Source organism: Streptomyces sp. NPDC107765 (genome assembly GCF_055657085.1).
In genome coordinates, this window is sequence record NZ_JBVKBL010000001.1 from 699,808 (window position 1) to 718,563 (window position 18,756).

The 18,756-nt window shown below is 75.4% G+C and carries 1 protein-coding gene; it reads right to left on the minus strand.

The features are described from left to right. Window positions 1–3 precede the first annotated feature (3 nt). Window positions 4–18,624, minus strand: a complete 18,621-nt coding sequence (locus ACZ7MX_RS03280) for a non-ribosomal peptide synthetase (protein WP_472128827.1) — start codon at window positions 18,622–18,624, stop codon at window positions 4–6. Window positions 18,625–18,756: the final 132 nt, after the last annotated feature.

The following is an 18,756-nucleotide window of genomic DNA, read 5'->3' on the forward strand; positions in this document are numbered from 1 at the left end:
TCCTCACCGTTCGTCGGGGTCGTGGTCGCCGCGTGCGGCGTCTTCGAGTTCGCGCAGGACGTGCTCCTCCACCAGCTCCGCGAGGGCGGCGACGGTGCGGGAGGCCAGGACGTCCCGGGGGGTCAGGGCCACGCCGAAGGTCTCGTTGGCGCGGGCGGCGATGTGCAGGCTGCGCAGGGAGTCGCCGCCGAGGGCGAAGAAGTCGTCCTCGACGCCCAGCGCCGTCTCCAGCACTTGGGCCCAGATCTCGGCGAGGACCTCTTCGGTGGGGGTGCGCGGGGCGGTGTGCCCGGCGGGCCCGTCGGGTTCCGGTTCCGGCGCGGGCAGGGCGGCGCGGTCGGTCTTGCCGTTCTCGGTGAGCGGGAAGCGTTCCAGGACGGCGTAGGCGGCGGGGACCATGTGGGCGGGCAGCGTACGCGCGGCGAACGCCCGTAGTTCCGGCCCGGTGGGGGTGTCGGCCCCGGGTGCGGCGAGCAGATGGGCCACCAGCCGTGGCTGTCCGGGTTCGTCCTCCCGCAGGGTCACCACGGCGTCGCGGACGGCCGGGTGGCGGGCGAGCGCGGCCTCGACCTCGCCCGCCTCGATGCGGTGGCCGCGCAGTTTGATCTGGTGGTCGGTGCGGCCGAGGTGGTGCAGGTCGCCGTGGGCGTCGCGGCGCACCAGGTCGCCGGTGCGGTACATGCGGGTGCCCGGCGGGCCGTAGGGGTCGGCGAGGAAGCGTGCGGCGGTCAGGCCGGGGCGGCCCAGGTAGCCGCGGGCCAGGGAGGGGCCGCTGATCCACAGTTCCCCGGGGACGCCGTCGGCGACCGGCCGGAGCCGGGCGTCGAGGACGTAGACACCGGTGGCGGGCAGCGGGCGGCCGATCGGGGGCGTGCCGCCGTCGGCGCGCAGCGGACCGGACCAGGTGGCGACGACGGTGGTCTCGGTGGGCCCGTAGGAGTTGATCATCCGGTGGTGCGGGGCCCAGCGGGCGGCCAGTTCGGGGCCGCAGGTGTCCGCGCCGACGATCAGGGTGCGCAGGTCCGGCAGGGTGCCGGGGGTGTCCGGCGGCACGGTGGCGAGCGCGGCGGGCGGCAGCAGGGTGTGGGTGATGCGGGCGGTCCGCAGTACGTCGGCGAGTTGCACGCCGAGCAGTGGGCCGGGCGGCGGTACCACCAGGCAGGCGCCGGCTGGCAGTGCCATGCACAGCTCCAGCACGGAGGCGTCGAAGCTGGGCGTGGCGAAGGCCAGTACCCGGTCCCCGGGCCGGACCTGGTAGTGGTCGGCCTCGGCGGCGGCGAAGCCGGCCAGTCCGCGGTGGGTGACGACGACGCCCTTGGGGGTGCCGGTGGACCCGGAGGTGTAGATGACGTAGGCCGGGTCGTCGAGGTCGAGCGGGCGGGTCCGGTCGTGGTCGGTGGGGCGGTGGGACGGGGTGTCGTCCGGGCCGGCCGCCAGCAGGTCCTGGACGTCCGGGGCCCGCAGGGTGACGGCGGGTGCCGCGTCGCGCAGCATCAGGGCGATCCGCTCGTCCGGGTAGCCGGGGTCGACGGGCAGGTAGGCGGCGCCCGCCTTGGCGGTGGCCAGTTGGGCGACGACCATGTCGGCCGAGCGGGGCAGCACCAGGGCGACGAGGTCGCCGGGGCCGGTTCCGCGGGCGATCAGGCGGTGTGCGAGCCGGTTGGCGTGTCTCTCCAATTCGGCGTAGGTGAGGTGTAGTTCGGGCTCTTCCAAGGCGGACTGGTCCGGCCACCGGTCCACCGCGGCCTCGATCAGCGCGGCCAGGGTGGCCGGCGGTACCGCCGCGCCGTGGGGCCGTCCGGTCAGCCGGGCCCGCTCCTCCGGCGGCAGCACGTCGATCCCGTCCAGCGAGGCCGCGCCGGGACCGGCCAGTGCGCCGAGGGTGTGCACGAGCTGTCCGGCCAGGGACCCGGCGGTGACCTCCTCGAAGTACCGCGGGTCGTAGCCGAGTTCGACGGTCAGCCGGTCACCGGGCGACACCACTACGGTCAGCGGGTAGTTGGTGGCCTCCAGCGCGTGCAGATCGCGCACCTGGAGGCCGTGCGCGGTGGCGGCCGTGGTGGTGATCGGGTAGTTCTCGAAGACCACCAGGCTGTCGAACAGCGGGGTTCCGGCGGCGAGTTCGCTCCAGTCGTGCAGGTCCGACAGCGCGACATGCTCATATCCGCGGGCGTCGGCCTGTGCGGCCTGGACGCCGCGCAGCCACTTTTCCGGGGGCGTGTCGCCGCTGACGTCGAGGCGTACCGGCAGGGTGGTGATGAACAGGCCCGGGATGGCGTCGGCGCCGGGCAGGCCGGCGGGCCGGCCGGAGACCGTCGAGCCGAAGCAGACGTCCCGTTCCCCGCTCCAGCGGGAGAGCAGCAGGCCCCAGGCGCCCTGGACGACGGTGTTGAGGGTGAGGTGGTGGCGCCGGGCGAAGTCCGCCAGGGCCGCGGTGTGTTCCTCGTCGAGGTGGAGTGACAGCCAGGTGCCGGAGCGGGTGGCGGCGCCCGGTGCCGGGCGCCGGTCGTAGGGCAGCGGGGTGGGGGCGGTGAGCCCGGCCAGTGCCCGGCGCCAGTGCGCCTCGGCCGGGGCCGGGTCCTGGGCGGCGAGCCAGGCGACGTGGTCCGCGAACGGTCTGCGGTCCGGCAGCCGGGGCTCGGTGCCGGCGGTGAGCGCGGCGTGGCAGGCGAAGACGTCCGCGAGCACCTGGAAGACGCTCCAGCCGTCGAGCAGGACGTGGTGGAAGGTCCATACGACCCGCACCTCGGCCGGGGCGAGCCGGATGAGGGTGAGCCGCAGCAGCGGCGGCCGGTCCAGGGCCATGCCGCGGGCCCGGTCCTCGGCGAGCAGCCGTTCCAGCGCGGCCGCCCGCTCGACCGGCGGCAGGTCGCTCCAGTCCAGCTCGGTCACCGGCAGGGTGACGGTGCGGTGCACGGCCTGCAGCGGGACGGGCGCCTCGTGCAGCAGCACCGCGGTGCGCAGGACGGGGGTGCGGTCGACGACGTGCTGCCAGGCCGCGGCCAGCCGCCGCGGGTCGCGCACACCGTCCACGACGAAGGTGGCCTGTTCGACGTAGAGGCCCTCCTCGGGGGCGTCGAGGCCGTGGAAGACCATGCCGGTCTGGGTGGGGGTCAGCGGGTAGAGGTCGGTGACGTCCCGGCCGTTGCCGGCCAGCCGGTCGACGGTGTGCTGGTCGAGGCGGGCCAGCGGGAAGTCGGAGGGCGTACGGCCGCCGGCGCCCGGTTCGGCGCAGTGCCGGACGATGTCCCGCAGTTCGGCGGCCATCTCCTCGGCCAGCCGGGCCACGGTGGACCGCAGGTGCCGCTCGGTCGAGTACGACCAGGTGAACTCCAGCCGTTTGTCCGCAACCCGGCCGACCACGTCGATCAGCTGGGGCCGTTCGGCCGCCGGGTCCATGCCGCCCTCCAGCGGACCGTGGGGCGCGTGCAGCAGGCCGTCGCCCGCGGAGGCGTGCCAGTCCTGCTGGCCGAGGTAGTTGAAGCCGATCTGCGGGGTGTCCGGGAGGCCCGGGGCGGCGGGGGCGCGGAGGTGGCGCAGTGCGCCGTGGCCGAGGCCGTGCCGGGGCAGTGCGCGCAGTCCCTCCTTCACCGACTTCAGGGCGGTGGCGAGCCCGGCGCCGGGCGGCACGTCCAGCGCGACCGGGAACATGGTGGTGAACCAGCCGACGGTGCGGGACAGGTCGACGTCGTCGAAGATCTCCTCACGGCCGTGGCCCTCCAGCCCGACCAGCACCCGGTCGTGCCCGGTCCAGCGGGCCAGTACGCGGCCCAGGGCGCACAGCAGGACGTCGTTGATCCGGGTCCGGTAGGCGTCGGGGACGTCCTGGAGCAGCCGGCGGGTCTCCTCGGCCTCCAGGCGGACGGTCACGGTGTCCTCGGAGGCGGCGGTGTTGCGGCCGGTGCGGTCGGTGGGCAGGGCGGCGGGGGCGTGCGTCCTTGCCCAGTACGGGAGTTCGTCGTCGAAGCCGCCGGCCGCGGTGTGGTCCCGGAGGCGCTGCGCCCAGTCGCGGAAGGAGGTCGTCCGGGGCCCGAGCCCGGCCCGGCCCCCGGCGCGCACCGCGCGGTAGGCGGTGTCGAGGTCCTCCAGCAGGATGCGCCAGGACACCGCGTCCACGACCAGGTGGTGCGCGGCCAGCAGCAGCACCGGGCGGGCCTCCTCGTCGTCGGCCGGGCGGCACAGCACGCTCTTGAGCAGCGGGCCGTGGGCCAGGTCGAAGCCCGCGCAGAGCTCATGGGACAGGGCGCGCAGTGCCGCGGCCCGGTCCTTCGGGTCCCGGCCGGGCAGGTCGCGGACCTCCAGTGCGGGCGCCGCGCCGGGGGCTTCGGTGTGCTGCCGCCACCGGCCGTCGGCGGCCGGTTCGTACCGGGAGCGCAGCGCGTCGTGGTGTTCCAGCACCGCGGCCAGCGCGGTGCGCAGCGCGGCCTCGTCGGTGTCGGCGGCGAGTTCGTAGGAGAGCGACTGGGTGAAGTGCGCCGCGGTGCCGGGCAGGGTCTCGAACAGCCAGTGCTGGACGGGGGTGAGCGGCACCTCGCCCACCACCGGGCCCCGGTCGGTGGGGGTCGCCGGGGCCGGCAGTTGCCCGACGGCGGCGGCCAGGGCGGCGACGGTCTGGTGGACGAACAGGTGCCGGGGTGCCAGGTCGAGGCCGGCGCGGCGGGCCGCGGAGACGATCTGGATGCTGAGGATCGAGTCGCCGCCGAGGGTGAAGTAGTTGTCCTCCACGCCGACCGTGTCCACGCCCAGCACCTGGGCCCAGATGGCGGCCAGCGTCCGTTCCGTGTCGGTGCGCGGAGCCACCTGGCCGCCGGTGGGGGCGGTCCAGTCGGGGGCGGGCAGGGCGCGCCGGTCGAGCTTGCCGGTGGTGCCCAGCGGCAGCCGGTCCAGGGGGACGACGACCGCGGGGACGAGGTGGTCGGGCAGGCGCGCGGCGAGGAAGGCGCGGACCGCGACGGGGTCGGGGCGGGTCCCGCCCCGGCCGACGGCGTAGCCGATCAGGCGCTTGTGGCCGTCGGTCTCGACGACCCGCGCGGCGGCCTCGGCCACGTCGGGGTGGCGGGTCAGCGCCGCCTCGACCTCGCCGAGTTCGATCCGGAAGCCGCGCACCTTGACCTGGTCGTCGGTCCGTCCGAGGTACACCAACTGGCCGTCGGCGTCCCGGCGTACGAGGTCACCGGTGCGGTACATCCGGGCGCCCGCGGGGCCGTACGGGTCCGGGAGGAACCGGCGGGCGGTCAGGCCGGGCCGGGCGAAGTAGCCGCGGGCCACGCCGGTTCCGGCGAGGTAGAGCTCGCCGGGTACGCCGACGGGTACCGGTCGCAGCCGGGCGTCGAGGACGTAGGCGCGGGCGCCGCCGACGGGGCTGCCGATGGGCGGGGTGCGGTCCGGGTCCGCGGGGTCGCAGGTCCAGGCGGTGGCGTAGACGGTGGCCTCGGTGGGGCCGTAGATGTTGGCGACCGTGCAGCCGGGGACGGCCGCGCGGACGTCGCGGACGGTGCGGGCGGCGAGCCCTTCGCCGGCGAGGACCACGGTGTCCGCGGTGACGTGGACGGTGTCCTCGGCGAGCAGCCGGCCGAGGGCGGAGGGCACGGCGCTGAGCAGGCTCGCGGTCCAGGGCTCGGTGCGTTCGGCCAGCGCCAGCAGGTCCGGTACCAGGTCGATGCAGCCGCCGCAGAGCAGCGGGCAGAGCAGCTCGAAGACCGAGACGTCGAAGTTGAGCGAGGTCGAGGCGACGACGTGGGACAGGCCCCGGCTGCCGAACGCGCTGGCCGCCCAGTCGGCCAGTGCCACCACCGAGCCGTGGGTGACGACCACGCCCTTGGGGCGGCCGGTGGAGCCCGAGGTGTGGATGACGTAGGCGGGGTGGGCGGGCAGCAGGGTGCCGGCCCGTTCGGCGTCGGTGGGGTCGGTGGCGGACTGCTCCGCGAGGCGGCCGGCCAGCGCGGGGTCGTCCAGTGCGAGGCGGACGGTGGGCCCGTCGGGCAGGCGGGCGGCGAGGTCGGTGGTGGTCAGGAGGATGTCCGGGCGGACGTCGTCGAAGAGGAAGGAGATCCGCTCGGCCGGGTACGCCGGGTCGACCGGCAGGTAGCCGGCGCCGCTCTTGAGGACGGCCAGCAGGGCCACGGGCAGGTCGGCGGTGCGCGGCAGTGCGAGGGCGACGAACCGTTCCGGGCCGGCGCCCGAGGCGATCAGCAGCCGGGCCAACCGGTTGGCCCGGGCGTTGAGTTCCCGGTAGGTGAGGCGTTCGGTCCCGGCCACCACGGCCGGGGCGTCGGGGGTGCGGGCCGCCTGTTCCGCGAAGACCTCCGGCAGTACCCGCTGCGGCGTCGCGGCGGGTAGGGTGCCGGACCGGTCGAGGAGGCGGTCGCTCTCCTCCGCGGTGAGCAGCGGCAGGTCCGCGAGCCGCCGCTCCGGGTCGGCGGCCATCTCGGTGAGCAGCACGCGCAGGCAGCCGCCGAGCCGCTCGACGGTGGCGGCGTCGAAGGCGGCCGGGTCGTAGTCCAGGGCGATGGTGAGGCGCTCGCCGGGGGCGACGACCACGCTGAGCGGGTAGCTGGTCGGCTCCAGCTCGCGTTGCTGGGCCACGCGCAGGCCGTGCCGGGCGAGGGCGTCGCGGTCGAACGGGTAGTTCTCGAAGACCACGATGCTGTCGAACAGGCCGACGCCGCCAGGGAGTTCGCTCCAGTTCTGGAGTTGGGCCAGGGAGACGAAGTCGTGCCGGCGGGACTCCGACTGGGCGGTCTGCACCTCGCGCAGCCAGTCCAGCAGCGGACGGTCGGCGTCGATCCGCACCCGGGTCGGCAGGGTGTTGATGAACACGCCGACCATGGATTCCACGCCGGGCAGGTCGGCGGGCCGGCCGGAGACGGTGCTGCCGAAGACCACGTCGTCGGTGTTGCCGTAGCGGCCGAGCAGCAGGCCCCAGGCGCCCTGGAGCACGGTGTTCATGGTGAGGCCGGCCCGCTGCGCGGTCTCCCGCAGCCGTGCGGAGGCCGCCGCGTCCAGCGTGAGGTGCACGGTGTCCGAGGACGCGCTGCGGTGGGCCTCCAACGGCGTGCGGTCGCGGGGCAGTTCGGTGGGCGCGGTGAAGCCGGCCAGGGTGCGGCGCCAGTACTGCTCGGCGTGGGTGTCGTCCTGCTCCGCCAGCCAGCGCAGATAGCCGGCGAACGGGGCGCGCGAGGGGATCTCGGGGCGGCGGCCGGCGGTGAGTGCGGCGTAGCGCTCGAAGACCTCGTCGACGACCTGGGCCGCGCTCCAGCCGTCGAGCAGGATGTGGTGGAAGGTCCACACGAGACGGACCTGGTCGGCGGAGAGCCTGATGAGCGTCAGCCGCATCAGGGGTGCGGTGGTGAGGTCGAGGCCGGCCGCCCGGTCCTCGGCGAGCAGGGCGGTCAGGGCTTCCTCGCACCGCTCGGTGCTGCGGCCGGTCCAGTCGTGGTGGGTGACGGGGACGGTGGCCCGGGTCTGGACGATCTGCAGCGGTTCGGGGGTCTCCTGCCACACCAGTCGGGTGCGGAGCATGGGGTTGGCGTCGGCGGTGTGCTGCCAGGCCGTGGCCAGCGCCGCGGGGTCGGTGACGCCGGTCAGCAGCAGCTGGACCTGGTTGAAGTAGGCGTCGGAGGACGGGTCCATCAGGCCGTGGAAGAGCATGCCGGCCTGCATCGGGGTCAGCGGGTAGACGTCCTCCACGCTGCGGCCGTCCGCCACGACCCGGTCCACGGCCGCCTGGTCGAGGCGGGCCAGCGGGAAGTCGGAGGGGGTGCGGCCGCCGGCGCCCGGTGCGGCGCAGTGCGCGATGAGCTCGGTCAGCGCGGTGCGCATGCCCTCGGCCAGGGCGGTGACCGTCTCCTCGCGGTGCACGCCGCGGCTGTAGTGCCAGGTGAGTTCCAGGCTGCCGTCCTCGACCCGGCCCACGACGTCGAGCAGGTGCGGCCGTACGGACTCGGGTGCGGCGGCGCCGCCGAGTCCGCCGCGTACCGCGCGGATCAGCCCGCCGCCGTCGGCGGACCAGTCGAACCGGCCCAGGTAGTTGAAGCTGATCGGCGGCAGGGGTCCGTCGGCGATCCCCGCGGTGGGCGTGAGGTGGCGCAGCGCGCCGTGGCCGAGGCCCCGGCCGGGGACCGCGCGCAGCTGCTCCTTGACCGCTTTGAGCGCCTCGGCCCAGCCGCCGGCCGGTACGTCGAGGGCGACCGGGAACAGGCTGGTGAACCAGCCGACCGTGCGGGACAGGTCGACGCCGTCGAAGAGGTGGTCCTCGCGGCCGTGGCCCTCCAGGCCGATGGCGACGGTGCGGCGGCCGGTCCAGTCGGCCAGCACCCGGCCGAGTGCGGTGAGCAGGACGTCGTTGATCTGCGTGCGGTAGGCGCCGGGCACCTTGTGCAGCAGGTCGGCGGTGTCCCGCGGGTCCAGGCGGACGGTGACCGAGCGCAGGTCGGCGATGGTGTTGCCGCTGTCGGCGTCGACCGGCAGCGGGGCCGCGCAGTGTTCGGCCACCGCGTCCCAGTGGGCCCTCTCGCCGCGGAATCCGCCGGCTTCGGTGTGGGCCCGCAGCCGCCGGGCCCACTCCTGTACGGAGGTGGTACGGGCGGGCAGGCGGACCGGCTCGCCGGTGCGTGCCTGGCGGTATGCGGTCTCCAGGTCCTCCAGCAGGACCCGCCAGGAGACGCCGTCGATCACTAGGTGATGCGCCGTCAGAAAGAGTCTTGGTGACGCGAGTTGTCCTCCGACGAAGAGCCGGGCGGCGAGCAGCGGGCCGTCCGTGAGCCGGAAGCCGCCGTCGGCCTCGGCCATGGCCGCGTCGGCCTCGGCGGTGCACTCTTCGGCGGTGCGCCCGGTCAGGTGGTGGGTCCGCAGCAGTTGCGGGTCCGGTGCGTCCGGGCCGGGGCAGTACTGGTGCCAGGTGCCGTCCGGGCGCCGTTCGAAGCGGGCCCGCAGCGCGTCGTGGTGACGCCACAGCGCGTGCAGTGCCGTCTCCAGCGCCTCCGGGTCGGGCTCCTCGGCCAGGTCGATGACGACGGACTGGTTGAAGTACCCGGGGCGCTGCGGGTCGGCGTCGAGGAACCAGTGCTGGATGGGGGTGAGGTCGACGTCCCCGTCGACCGGGCCGGTGCCGGTGACGGGCGCGGCGGAGCCGGTGGCGGCCGCCAGGGCCGCGACGGTCGGGTGCCGGAACACGTCCCGGGGCGTGAGGGTCAGCCCCGCCTTCCGGGCGCGCGAGACGACCTGGATGCTGAGGATGGAGTCGCCGCCCAGCGTGAAGAAGTTGTGGTGGACACCGACCCGTTCCACGCCCAGCAGGGTGCACCAGATCCCGGCGAGGATCCGCTCGGTCCCGGTGCGGGGCGCCACGTGGTCCCCGGCACCGGCCGCGGACGGGTCGGGGGCCGGCAGCCGGCGGTGGTCGACCTTGCCGTTGGCGGTGAGCGGCAGCGCGTCCAGGGTGACGAACGCGGCCGGGACCATGTAGTCGGGCAGTTCGGCGGCGAGCGCGGCGCGCAGTTCGTCCGCCGGTGGCAGGCTCGCGCCGGCGGCGGGCACGAGGTAGGCGACCAGCCGCTTGCGGCCGCCGTCCGCGGGGACGGCCACCACGGCCTCGGCGACGGCGTCGTGGCGGATGAGCCGGTCGGCGATCTCGGCCGGTTCGACGCGGAAGCCGCGGATCTTGATCTGGTCGTCGGCCCGTCCGACGAAGTGCAGTTCGCCGTCCGGGCTCCAGCGCACGAGGTCACCGGTGCGGTACATCCGGCTGCCGGGCGGGCCGAAGGGGTCGGCGAGATAGCGTTCCGCGGTGGCGCCGGGCCGGCCGTGGTAGCCGCGGGCGAGTCCGGCCCCGGCGATGTACAGCTCGCCGGGGATGCCCGGCGGCTGGGGCTGCAGGGCGCCGTCGAGGACGTAGACCCGGGTGTTGTCCAGCGGGCGTCCGATGGGGAGGGTGGCGGGCAGCGGGTCGCCGGTCCGGAAGACCCGCCGGGTGGCGAAGGTCGTCGTCTCGGTGGGGCCGTAGCCGTCGACCACGGTGAGGTCCGGGCAGGCCGCCAGGACGCGGCGCACGGCCCCGCCCGGTACGGCCTCGCCCCCGGTCCACACCTCCCGCGCGCCGCGCAGGCAGCCGGGGTCCTCCTGGGCCAGCAGCCGGAACAGCCCGGCGGTCAGCCAGAGGCAGGTCACGCCCTGTTCGGTGAGGGCCCGGCGGACCGTGGTGGCGTCCACGTCCGCGGGCGGCGCCAGGACGACCCGCCCGCCGCGCAGCAGCGGCACCCACAGCTCGTAGGTGGCCGCGTCGAAGGCCTGCGGGGAGTGCAGCAGGACCCGGTCGTGTCCGGCGAAGGCGCGGTCCGCGGCGAGCGCCACGACGTCCCGGTGGCGCACCGCGACGCCCTTGGGCCGCCCGGTGGACCCGGAGGTGAACATCAGCTGGAGCACATGGTCCGGGTGGACCGCGGGTGCGGGCAGGCCGACCGGGGCCAGGTCGCCGGACCCGCCGGTCACCAGCAGGGTGCGCCCGCCGGGTGCCACCGCCGCGGCGGTGTCCTGCCAGGCGGCGTCGGTGAGGACCAGGTCCGCGGTGCTCTCCGCCAGCACCTGCCGCAGCCGCTGCTCGGGTGCGCGGCCGTCCAGCGGGACGTACACCCCGCCGGTCCGGGCGAGCGCCAGCTGGGCGACGACCAGAGCGGCCGAACGGTCCATGAGGACGGCGACGGGGCGCTCGGGGCGCACCCCGAGGGCGAGCAGCCGCTGGGCCAACTCCGCGGCGCGCGCGTCGAGTTCGCGGTAACTCAGGATTTCGTCGCCGGTGTCCAGGGCGGGGGCGTCGGGGGTGCGCCGGACCTGGGCGGCGAACAGTCCGGCGACGGTGTCCTCGGGGAGTGCGGTGGCGGTGTCGTTCCACTCCTCCAGCACCTGCCGGCGGCGGGCGGCGCCGAGGACCGGCAGCCGCGCGGGCGGGCGCTCGGCGTCGGTGGCCATCTCCGTCAGCAGCACGGTGAGGTACTCGGCCATCCGCTCGACCGTGGCGGCGTCGAACAGCTCCGGGTCGTAGCCCAGCCGCAGGGCCATTTCGGGGCCGGGGTAGGCGACGAGGCTGAGGGGGTAGTTGGTGGTCTCGATGCCGTCGAGTCCGGTCAGCCGCAGGCCGTGCGCGGCGGCGAGGTCGTCGCCCACGGGATAGTTCTCGAACACCACGATGCTGTCGAACAGCCGGACCTGCTCGGGGAGTTCGGTGAGGGCCTTGAGCCGGGCGAGCGGTACGTGGTCGAAGCGCCGGTCGTCGGTCTGGATCTCCTGCACCCGGCGCAGCCAGTCCCGCACGGTGCCGTCGGCGGGGACCGTCAGCCGGGTCGGGACGGTCGCGATGAACAGGCCGTTCATCGCCTCGACGCCGGGCAGCTCGGGCGGCCGTCCGGAGACGGTGGTGCCGAAGACGACGTCCGGCCGGCCGGTCCGGCGGGCCAGCAGCAGCGCCCAGGCGCCCTGGACGAGGGTGTTGACGGTCAGGCCGGCGCTGCGGGCCAGGTCGTCCAGACGGCGGGAGGTGGCGGCGGGAAGGGTGACCCGTACCGCCGCGGAGGACTCCGCGCGGTGGGTCTCGGTGGGTTCGCGGTCGTAGGGCAGCGCGGTGGGTTCGTCGAACCCGGCGAGGCGGTCCTGCCAGTGCCGTTCGGCCTCGGCCCGGTCGCGGTCGCGCAGCCAGGCGACGTAATCACGGAACGGCCGGCGGGCCGGCAGGCCGGTGTCCGTGGCGGTGCCGTCGTCGCCGGCGGCCGGGTCGCGCAGCAGCGCGTGGCAGCGGAAGACGTCGGACAGCACCTGGAACAGGCTCCAGCCGTCGAGTATCAGGTGGTGGAAGGACCACACGACCTGCACTTCGGTGGCGGACAGCCGGGCCAGGGTCAGGCGTTGCAGCGGGGCGGTGTCCAGGTCGATGCCGCGCCGCCGGTCCCGGTCCGTGAGGTCCCGCAGCCGCTGCTGCCGTTCGCCGTCCGTGAGGCCGCGCCAGTCCAGGTGGGTGACCGGCACCTCGGCGCGGCGGGCGACGACGAACAGCGGCTCGGGCACGTCGTGCCAGACCACATGACCGCGCAGCACCGTGGTCCGGTCGGTCACCCGCTGCCAGGCCGCGGCCAGCGCCTGCGGGTCGGGCACGCCGTCGAGCACGAAGGTGAGCTGCTGGTGGTAGACGCTCTGGTCGTCCTGGGACAGCCGGTGGAAGAGCATGCCGGCCTGGGTGGGGGTGAGCGGGTGGATGTCCTCGACGGTCCCGCCGTGTCCCACCAGCCGGTCCACGGTGGGCTGGTCGAGGTCGGCCAGCGGGAAGTCGGACGGGGTGCGTCCGCCCGCCCCGGGCCGGGCACCATGCCGGGCGATCTCCTCCAGCGCCCCGGCGAACCGCCCGGCGAGCTGGGCGACGGTCTCCTCGTGGTGCAGGTTCGCCGAGTAGAACCAGGTGAATTCCAGGGCGTCACCGTCGAGTTGGCCGACGACTTCCAGTGCGTGCGGCCGTGCCGCGGCCGGGTCGGCGTCCAGTGACAGTCCGCGGTGCAGGCCGCGGTAGAGGCCGCCCTCACCGCCGGGCAGGCCGAACTGGCCCAGGTAGTTGAAGCTGAGGCCGGCGGCCGGTGCGTCGGGCAGGCCGGCCGTGCCGCGCAGATGACGGTGGACGCCGTGGCCGAGGCCGCGGCGGGGCACCGCGCGCAACTGTTCCTTGACGGACTTGAGCACGGTGCCCCAGTCCGCGTCCGGCGCCACGGTCAGGGCGACCGGGTAGCGGGTGGTGAACCAGCCGACCGTACGGCTGAGGTCGACGTCCTCGAAGAGCTCCTCGCGGCCGTGGCCCTCCAGGTCCACCGGGGTCCGGTCGCGGCCGGTCCAGTCGCGCAGCGTCCGGCCCAGCGCGCTCAGCAGCACGTCGTTGACCTGGGTGCGGTAGGCGGCGGGGAGGGTGTGCAGCAGGACGGCGGTGGTCTTGGGAGTGAGGCGGACGGTCACCGAGCGGGCCGAGGCATAGGTGTTGGGACCGTCGAGGTCGGTCGGCAGCGCGGGGTCGCAGCCGGCGGCCAGCTCCGTCCAGTAGCCGGCCTCGTCGTCGAAGCCACCGGAGTGCGCGTATGCGGTCAGCCGTCGCGCCCAGTGGCGCAGCGGGGTGGACTTCGGCGGCAGGGCGGCGGGTGCGCCCTCGCGGCGGGCCCGGTAGGCGTGGTCCAGGTCCGTCAGCAGCAGCCGCCAGGAGACGCCGTCGACGACCAGGTGGTGAACGGTCAGGTGGAGGACGGCGGGGCGGTGGTCCGTGCGGTCGTGCAGGACGGCGCGCAGCAGCGGCCCCCGGGCGAGGTCGAACGGGCCCAGGTGGGGTGCGTCGTCGTCGGGCCCGGTGTGCCGGTGCAGGACGAGGTGGGGCGGTTCGGCGTCGATGTGCTGCCGGCGGCGGCCGTCGTGGTCGCGGTCGAAGCGCGAACGGAGCGCGTCGTGGTGGGCGACCACGTCCCGCAGGGCCTGCTCCAGCGCCAACGGGTCGTGGTCGTCGGGGAGTTCGACGGAGAGCGTCTGACCGAAGTGGCCGGCCCGCTCGGCGTCGCTCTCGAAGAGCCAGTGCTGGATCGGGGTGAGCGGGGCGTCGCCGGTGGCGGCCTCGTCGGCACGGGCGGGCTCGGCGGGGCGGTCGGCGGCGTCCAGGCACTGGGCGAGCGCGCCGACCGTCTGGTGCCGGTAGACGTCGCGTGAGGTCACGGCCAGGCCGGCCTGCCGCGCCTGGGCGACCACCTGGATGCTGAGGATCGAGTCGCCGCCCAGCGTGAAGAAGTTGTCGTCGACGCCGACCCGTTCCACCCGCAGCACCTCGGCCCAGACCGCGGCCAGTGCCCGCTCGGTGGCGGTGCGCGGGGCCACGTAGTCGGTCGTGGCCTCGGCGGACCAGTCCGGGGCGGGCAGCCGGTCGCGGTCCAGCTTGCCGTTGGGGTTGAGCGGCATCGTCGGCAGGACGACGATCGCGGCGGGCACCATGTAGTCGGGCAGCCGGCGGCCGAGCGCGCGGCGGATCGCGTCCGGGTCGGCGTGGGTTCCGGGCGCCGGGACGACATAGCCGATCAGCCGCTTGTGGCCGTCGCCCTCCCGGGTGGTGGCGGCGGCCTCAGCGACGTTGTCGCAGGCCAGCAGCGCCTCCTCGACCTCGCCCAGCTCGATCCGGAAGCCCCGCACCTTGACCTGGTGGTCGGCCCGGCCGAGGTACTCCAGCTCGCCGTCGGCGGTCCACCGCGCCAGGTCGCCGGTGCGGTACATCCGGCTGCCCGGCCCGGCGAACGGGTCGGCGACGAACCGGGCGGCGGTGAGGCCGGGCCGGCGGAGGTAGCCCCGGGCCAGCCCGCCGCCCCCGAGGTACAACTCCCCTGCTACACCTGGGGGTTGGGGCCGTAGCCGGGCGTCGAGGACGTAGGCGCGGGTCCGGGCGACCGGCCGGCCGATCGGCGGGGCCTGCTCGGGGGTGCCGTCGCCGGCGAACCACGCCGTGGCGTACACGGTGGCCTCGGTCGGGCCGTAGATGTTGGCGATCTCGCAGGCCGGCATGGTCCGGCGGATCTCCCGTACGGTCTGCGCGGGCAGTGCCTCGCCGGCCAGGACCACGGTGCCGGCCCGTACGGCGGCGTCCCGGGTGAGCATCCGGGACAGCACCGAGGGCACGCCGCTGATCAGCCCGGCCTGCCGCGGAGCGCCCTCGGACGGTCCGTCGGCGAGGGCCGGCAGGTCGGGCACCACGTCGATGCTGCCGCCGGAGAGCAGCGGGCAGAGCAGTTCGAAGACCGACACGTCGAAGTTGAGCGAGGTGGAGGCCACCACGTGCGCCAGCCGCTGCGGGCCGAACCGCTCCCCCGCCCAGGCCGCCAGGTCCGCCACGCTGCGGTGGGTGACCAGCACGCCCTTGGGCCGGCCGGTCGAGCCGGAGGTGTAGATGACGTAGGCGGGGTGGCCGGGGTCCAGCGGCCGGACCCGTTCGGCGTCGGTCAGGTCGTGTGCGGGGCGGGCGGCGAGCGCGTCGGCGGTGCCGGGCTCGTCCAGTACCAGCGCCTCGGTGCCGTCGGGCAGGCAGCCGGCCGTCTCGCGGGTGGTGAGGACCACGGCCGGGCGGGCGTCGGCGAGCATGAAGCGGATGCGGTCGGCCGGGTAGCCGGGGTCCACCGGGAGGTAGCCGGCGCCCGCCTTGAGCACCGCCCACAGGACGGTGACCAGGTCGGCCGAGCGCGGCAGGGCCAGCGCCACCAGGGACTCGGGACCGACTCCGCGCCCGGCCAGCAGCCGGGCCAGCCGGTTGGCGCGCCGGTTCACCTCGGCGTAGCTGAGCCGGGTCTCCCCGCAGACCACGGCGGTGCGGTCGGGGGTACGGGCGGTCTGCTCCTCGAAGAGCGCCGGCAGCGTCGTCTCGCGGCCGGGCGCCTGCGGGGTGTTCCAGGCGTCGAGCATGGTGCGCCGCTCGTCGTCGGTGAGCAGCGGCAGTTCGGCGACGGTCCGGTGCGGGCCGTCGGCCATGCCCTCCAGCAGGAGGTGCAGATGGCGGGCCAGCCGGGCCACGGTCGGGGCGTCGAACAGGTCGGTGTTGTACTCGACGGTCAGCCCGAACGACCCGTCGCCGCGCGGCAGGAACTCCAGCACCAGGTCGAAGCGGGCGGCCGGGCGCGGCAGGGGGTGCTCGTCGATCCGGACGCCGCCGGCCCGCCCGGGAGGCACCATGGCGGTCTGCTGGACGACGAGGACCTGCACCAGCGGCGTGCGGCTGGGGTCGCGGGGCGGCGCGAGCTCCTCGACGACCCGGTCGAAGGGCGCCCCGTCGTGGGCGAAGGCGTCCAGCAGCGTCCCCCGCATGGTGTCCAGGAAGCGGTCGACGGTGGCACTGCCGTCGACGTCGCTGCGCAGCACCACGGTGTTGACGAAGAAGCCGGCCACCTCCTCCAGTTCCCGGCGGTCGCGGCCGTTGGTGACGGTGCCGAAGACGATGTCCCGCTGGCCGGTGTAGCGGGAGAACAGCACCGCGGCCGCGCCGGAGAACAGGGTGAACAGGGTGGTGCCCTTGGCCCGGGCGAGCCGGGACAGGCGGTCGGTGAGGTCGGCGGGCAGCTCGTGCCGGTGTGCGGCACCCGCCGTGGTGCGCACCGGCGGCCGGGGCCGGTCGGCGGGCAGGTCCAGCTGCGGCAGGCCGGCCAGCTGCCGTTTCCAGTACGCGAGGTCGTCGGCCTGCCGCTCCGGGGCCGGCCGGCCCTGCTCCCAGATCGCGAAGTCCGGGTACTGCAGGGCGGGTTGGGGCAGGCCGTCGGGCGTTCCCTCGACCTCCGCGGCGTAGAGCGCGGCCAGTTCGCGGACCAGGAGGCCGACCGACCAGCCGTCGGTGACGATGTGGTGCTGGGCCAGGAGCAGCAGGTGCTCGTCCTCGTCCAGCTGGATCAGCAGGGCCCGGGTGAGCGGTCCCCGGTCCAGGTCGTAGGCGCGCTGCAGTTCCTCGGTGAGCAGGCGCTCGGTCTCCTCGGGGCGCCGGGCGGCCGGCACGGTGCGCAGGTCGGCGGTACGCAGCGGGAGGGATGCGGGGCCGTCGACCCGCTGCACCACGCGCCCGTCGACCGTCGTGAAGGTGGTGCGCAGGGCGTCGTGGCGGGCGGCGAGCCGGTCCAGGGTGCGGCCGAGCGCACCGGTGTCCAGCGGGCCGTGCAGCCGTAACCCCACGCCGGTGTGGTACTCGGTGCCGCCCGGGGTGAGGTCGTCGAGGAACCACAGGCGCTGCTGGGCGCGGGAGAGCGGCAGCGGGCCGGTGCGCGGGGCCGCGGTGACCGGTCCCGACGGGTCGTGCGGTTCCGCCGCGTCGAGGAGGGCGGCCAGCCCGGCCACCGTCCGGGCGGTGAACAGGTCGCGGACGGTCAGCCGGACGGCCCGTTCGTCCCGGATGCGGGACAGCGCGCGGACGGCGACCACGGAGTCGCCCCCGAGGGCGAAGAAGTCGTCGTCGGCGCCGACGGGGTGGATGCCCAGGACGTCGGACCAGATGCCGGCGACGGTCCGCTCGGCGGGCGTGCGGGGCGGGGTGTGGCCGGTGCCGTGCAGCGGGCCGGGTGCGGGCAGGGCGCGCCGGTCGACCTTGTGGTGCGCGGTGAGCGGGAGGGCGTCCAGGACGACGACGGCGGACGGGACCATGTGGGCCGGCAGGGTGCGGGCGAGTGCCGTCCGCAGCGTCCCGGGCGGCGGGGGCGCGGCCGGGTCGCCGGCCGTGACGTAGCCGACCAGCCGCTGCCGTCCGGGCTCGTCCTCGCGCACCACGACGACGGCCTCGCCCACCCCGTCCTGACGCGCCAACGCGGCCTCGATCTCGCCGAGTTCGACGCGGAAGCCGCGGATCTTGACCTGGTGGTCGGTCCGCCCGAGGAACTCCAGCTCACCGTCGGTGTTCCGGCGCGCCAGGTCGCCGGTGCGGTAGAGCCTGCTGCCGGCCGGCCCGTACGGATCGGCGACGAAGCGCGCGGCGGTCAGGCCCGGGCGGCCGAGGTAGCCGCGGGCCACTCCTTCGCCGCCGACGTACAGCTCGCCGGCGGTCCCGGTGGGCACCGGCCGCATCGCCGCGTCGAGCAGGTGGACCTGGGTGCGGGGCAGCGGCCGGCCGATCGGCGGGGTGCCGGCGCCGACGGCCAGCGGTCCGGTCCAGGAGGCGACCACCGTGGCCTCGGTGGGGCCGTAGGAGTTGATCAGCCGGCGGCCCGCCGCCCAGCGATCGGCCAGGTCGGCCGGGCAGGCCTCGGCCCCCACGATCAGGGTGCGCAGGTCGGGCAGCGGATTGCCGTCCGCCGGGCCGGGCAGCGTGCCGAGCGCCGCGGGCGGGATCAGCGCATGGCTGATCCGGTGGTCCCGCAGCACCTCGGCGAGTTCGTCGCCCAGCCACGGGCCGTCCGGCGGGATGACCAGGGTCGCGCCCGACAGCAGGGAGATGCACAGCTCCAGGACGGCGGCGTCGAAGCTGGGCGAGGAGAACTGCAGCACCCGGTCGCCCGGTCCGACGGCGTATCGTTCCTGCGCCGCGGCGGTGAAGGCACCCAGTCCGGTATGGGTCACCACCACACCCTTGGGGGCGCCGGTCGAGCCGGAGGTGTAGATGACGTAGGCCGGGTGCCCGGGGCGCAGCGGGGCGAGCCGGTCGGTGTCCTGCGGGGCGTGTTCCGGGCCGGTCGCACGCCGGATCCGGGCCGGGTCGTCGAGGACCACCGCCGGCGCGGCGTCGGACAGCAGCAGTTCCCGGCGTTCGGCGGGGTACGCCGGGTCGACCGGCAGGAAGGCACCGCCGGCCTTGGCCACCGCGAGTTCCGCCACGATCAGTTCGACCGAGCGCGGCAGCACCAGCGCCACCGTGCGCTCCGGGCCCACGCCCTGCGCGATCAGCTCGTGCGCGAGGCGGTTGGCCCAGGCGTCGGCCTCGCGGTAGGACCAGGTCCGCCGGCCGTCCGTCACGGCGGGCGCCTCGGGGGTGCGGGCGACCCACGCCGCGAACAGCTCACCGAGCGGGGAGCGCGGCACCGGACGGACCGGGTCGGCCCCGGGAACCTGCGAAACGGTCCGGTCCTGCGCTGGCGCGGACGCGGGTACGGAGTTCTGGGGCTGGTCCGGCATGGAGGTCAGTCCTTCGAGGCGGGGACGGAAAGGGTGCAGCGGTGCGCCGAGCGGCCCGGGTGAGCGGTCCCGGACGGGTGGGGGGGTAGTACGGGCGGGTCCGGCGCACGAAGGGGGAGGCGCGCGGAACCG

Coding starts and splice junctions, on each gene's coding strand:
- ACZ7MX_RS03280 (WP_472128827.1), bottom strand. CDS start 18,624: ATGCCGGACCAGCCCCAGAACTCCGTACCCGCGTCCGCGCCAGCGCAG.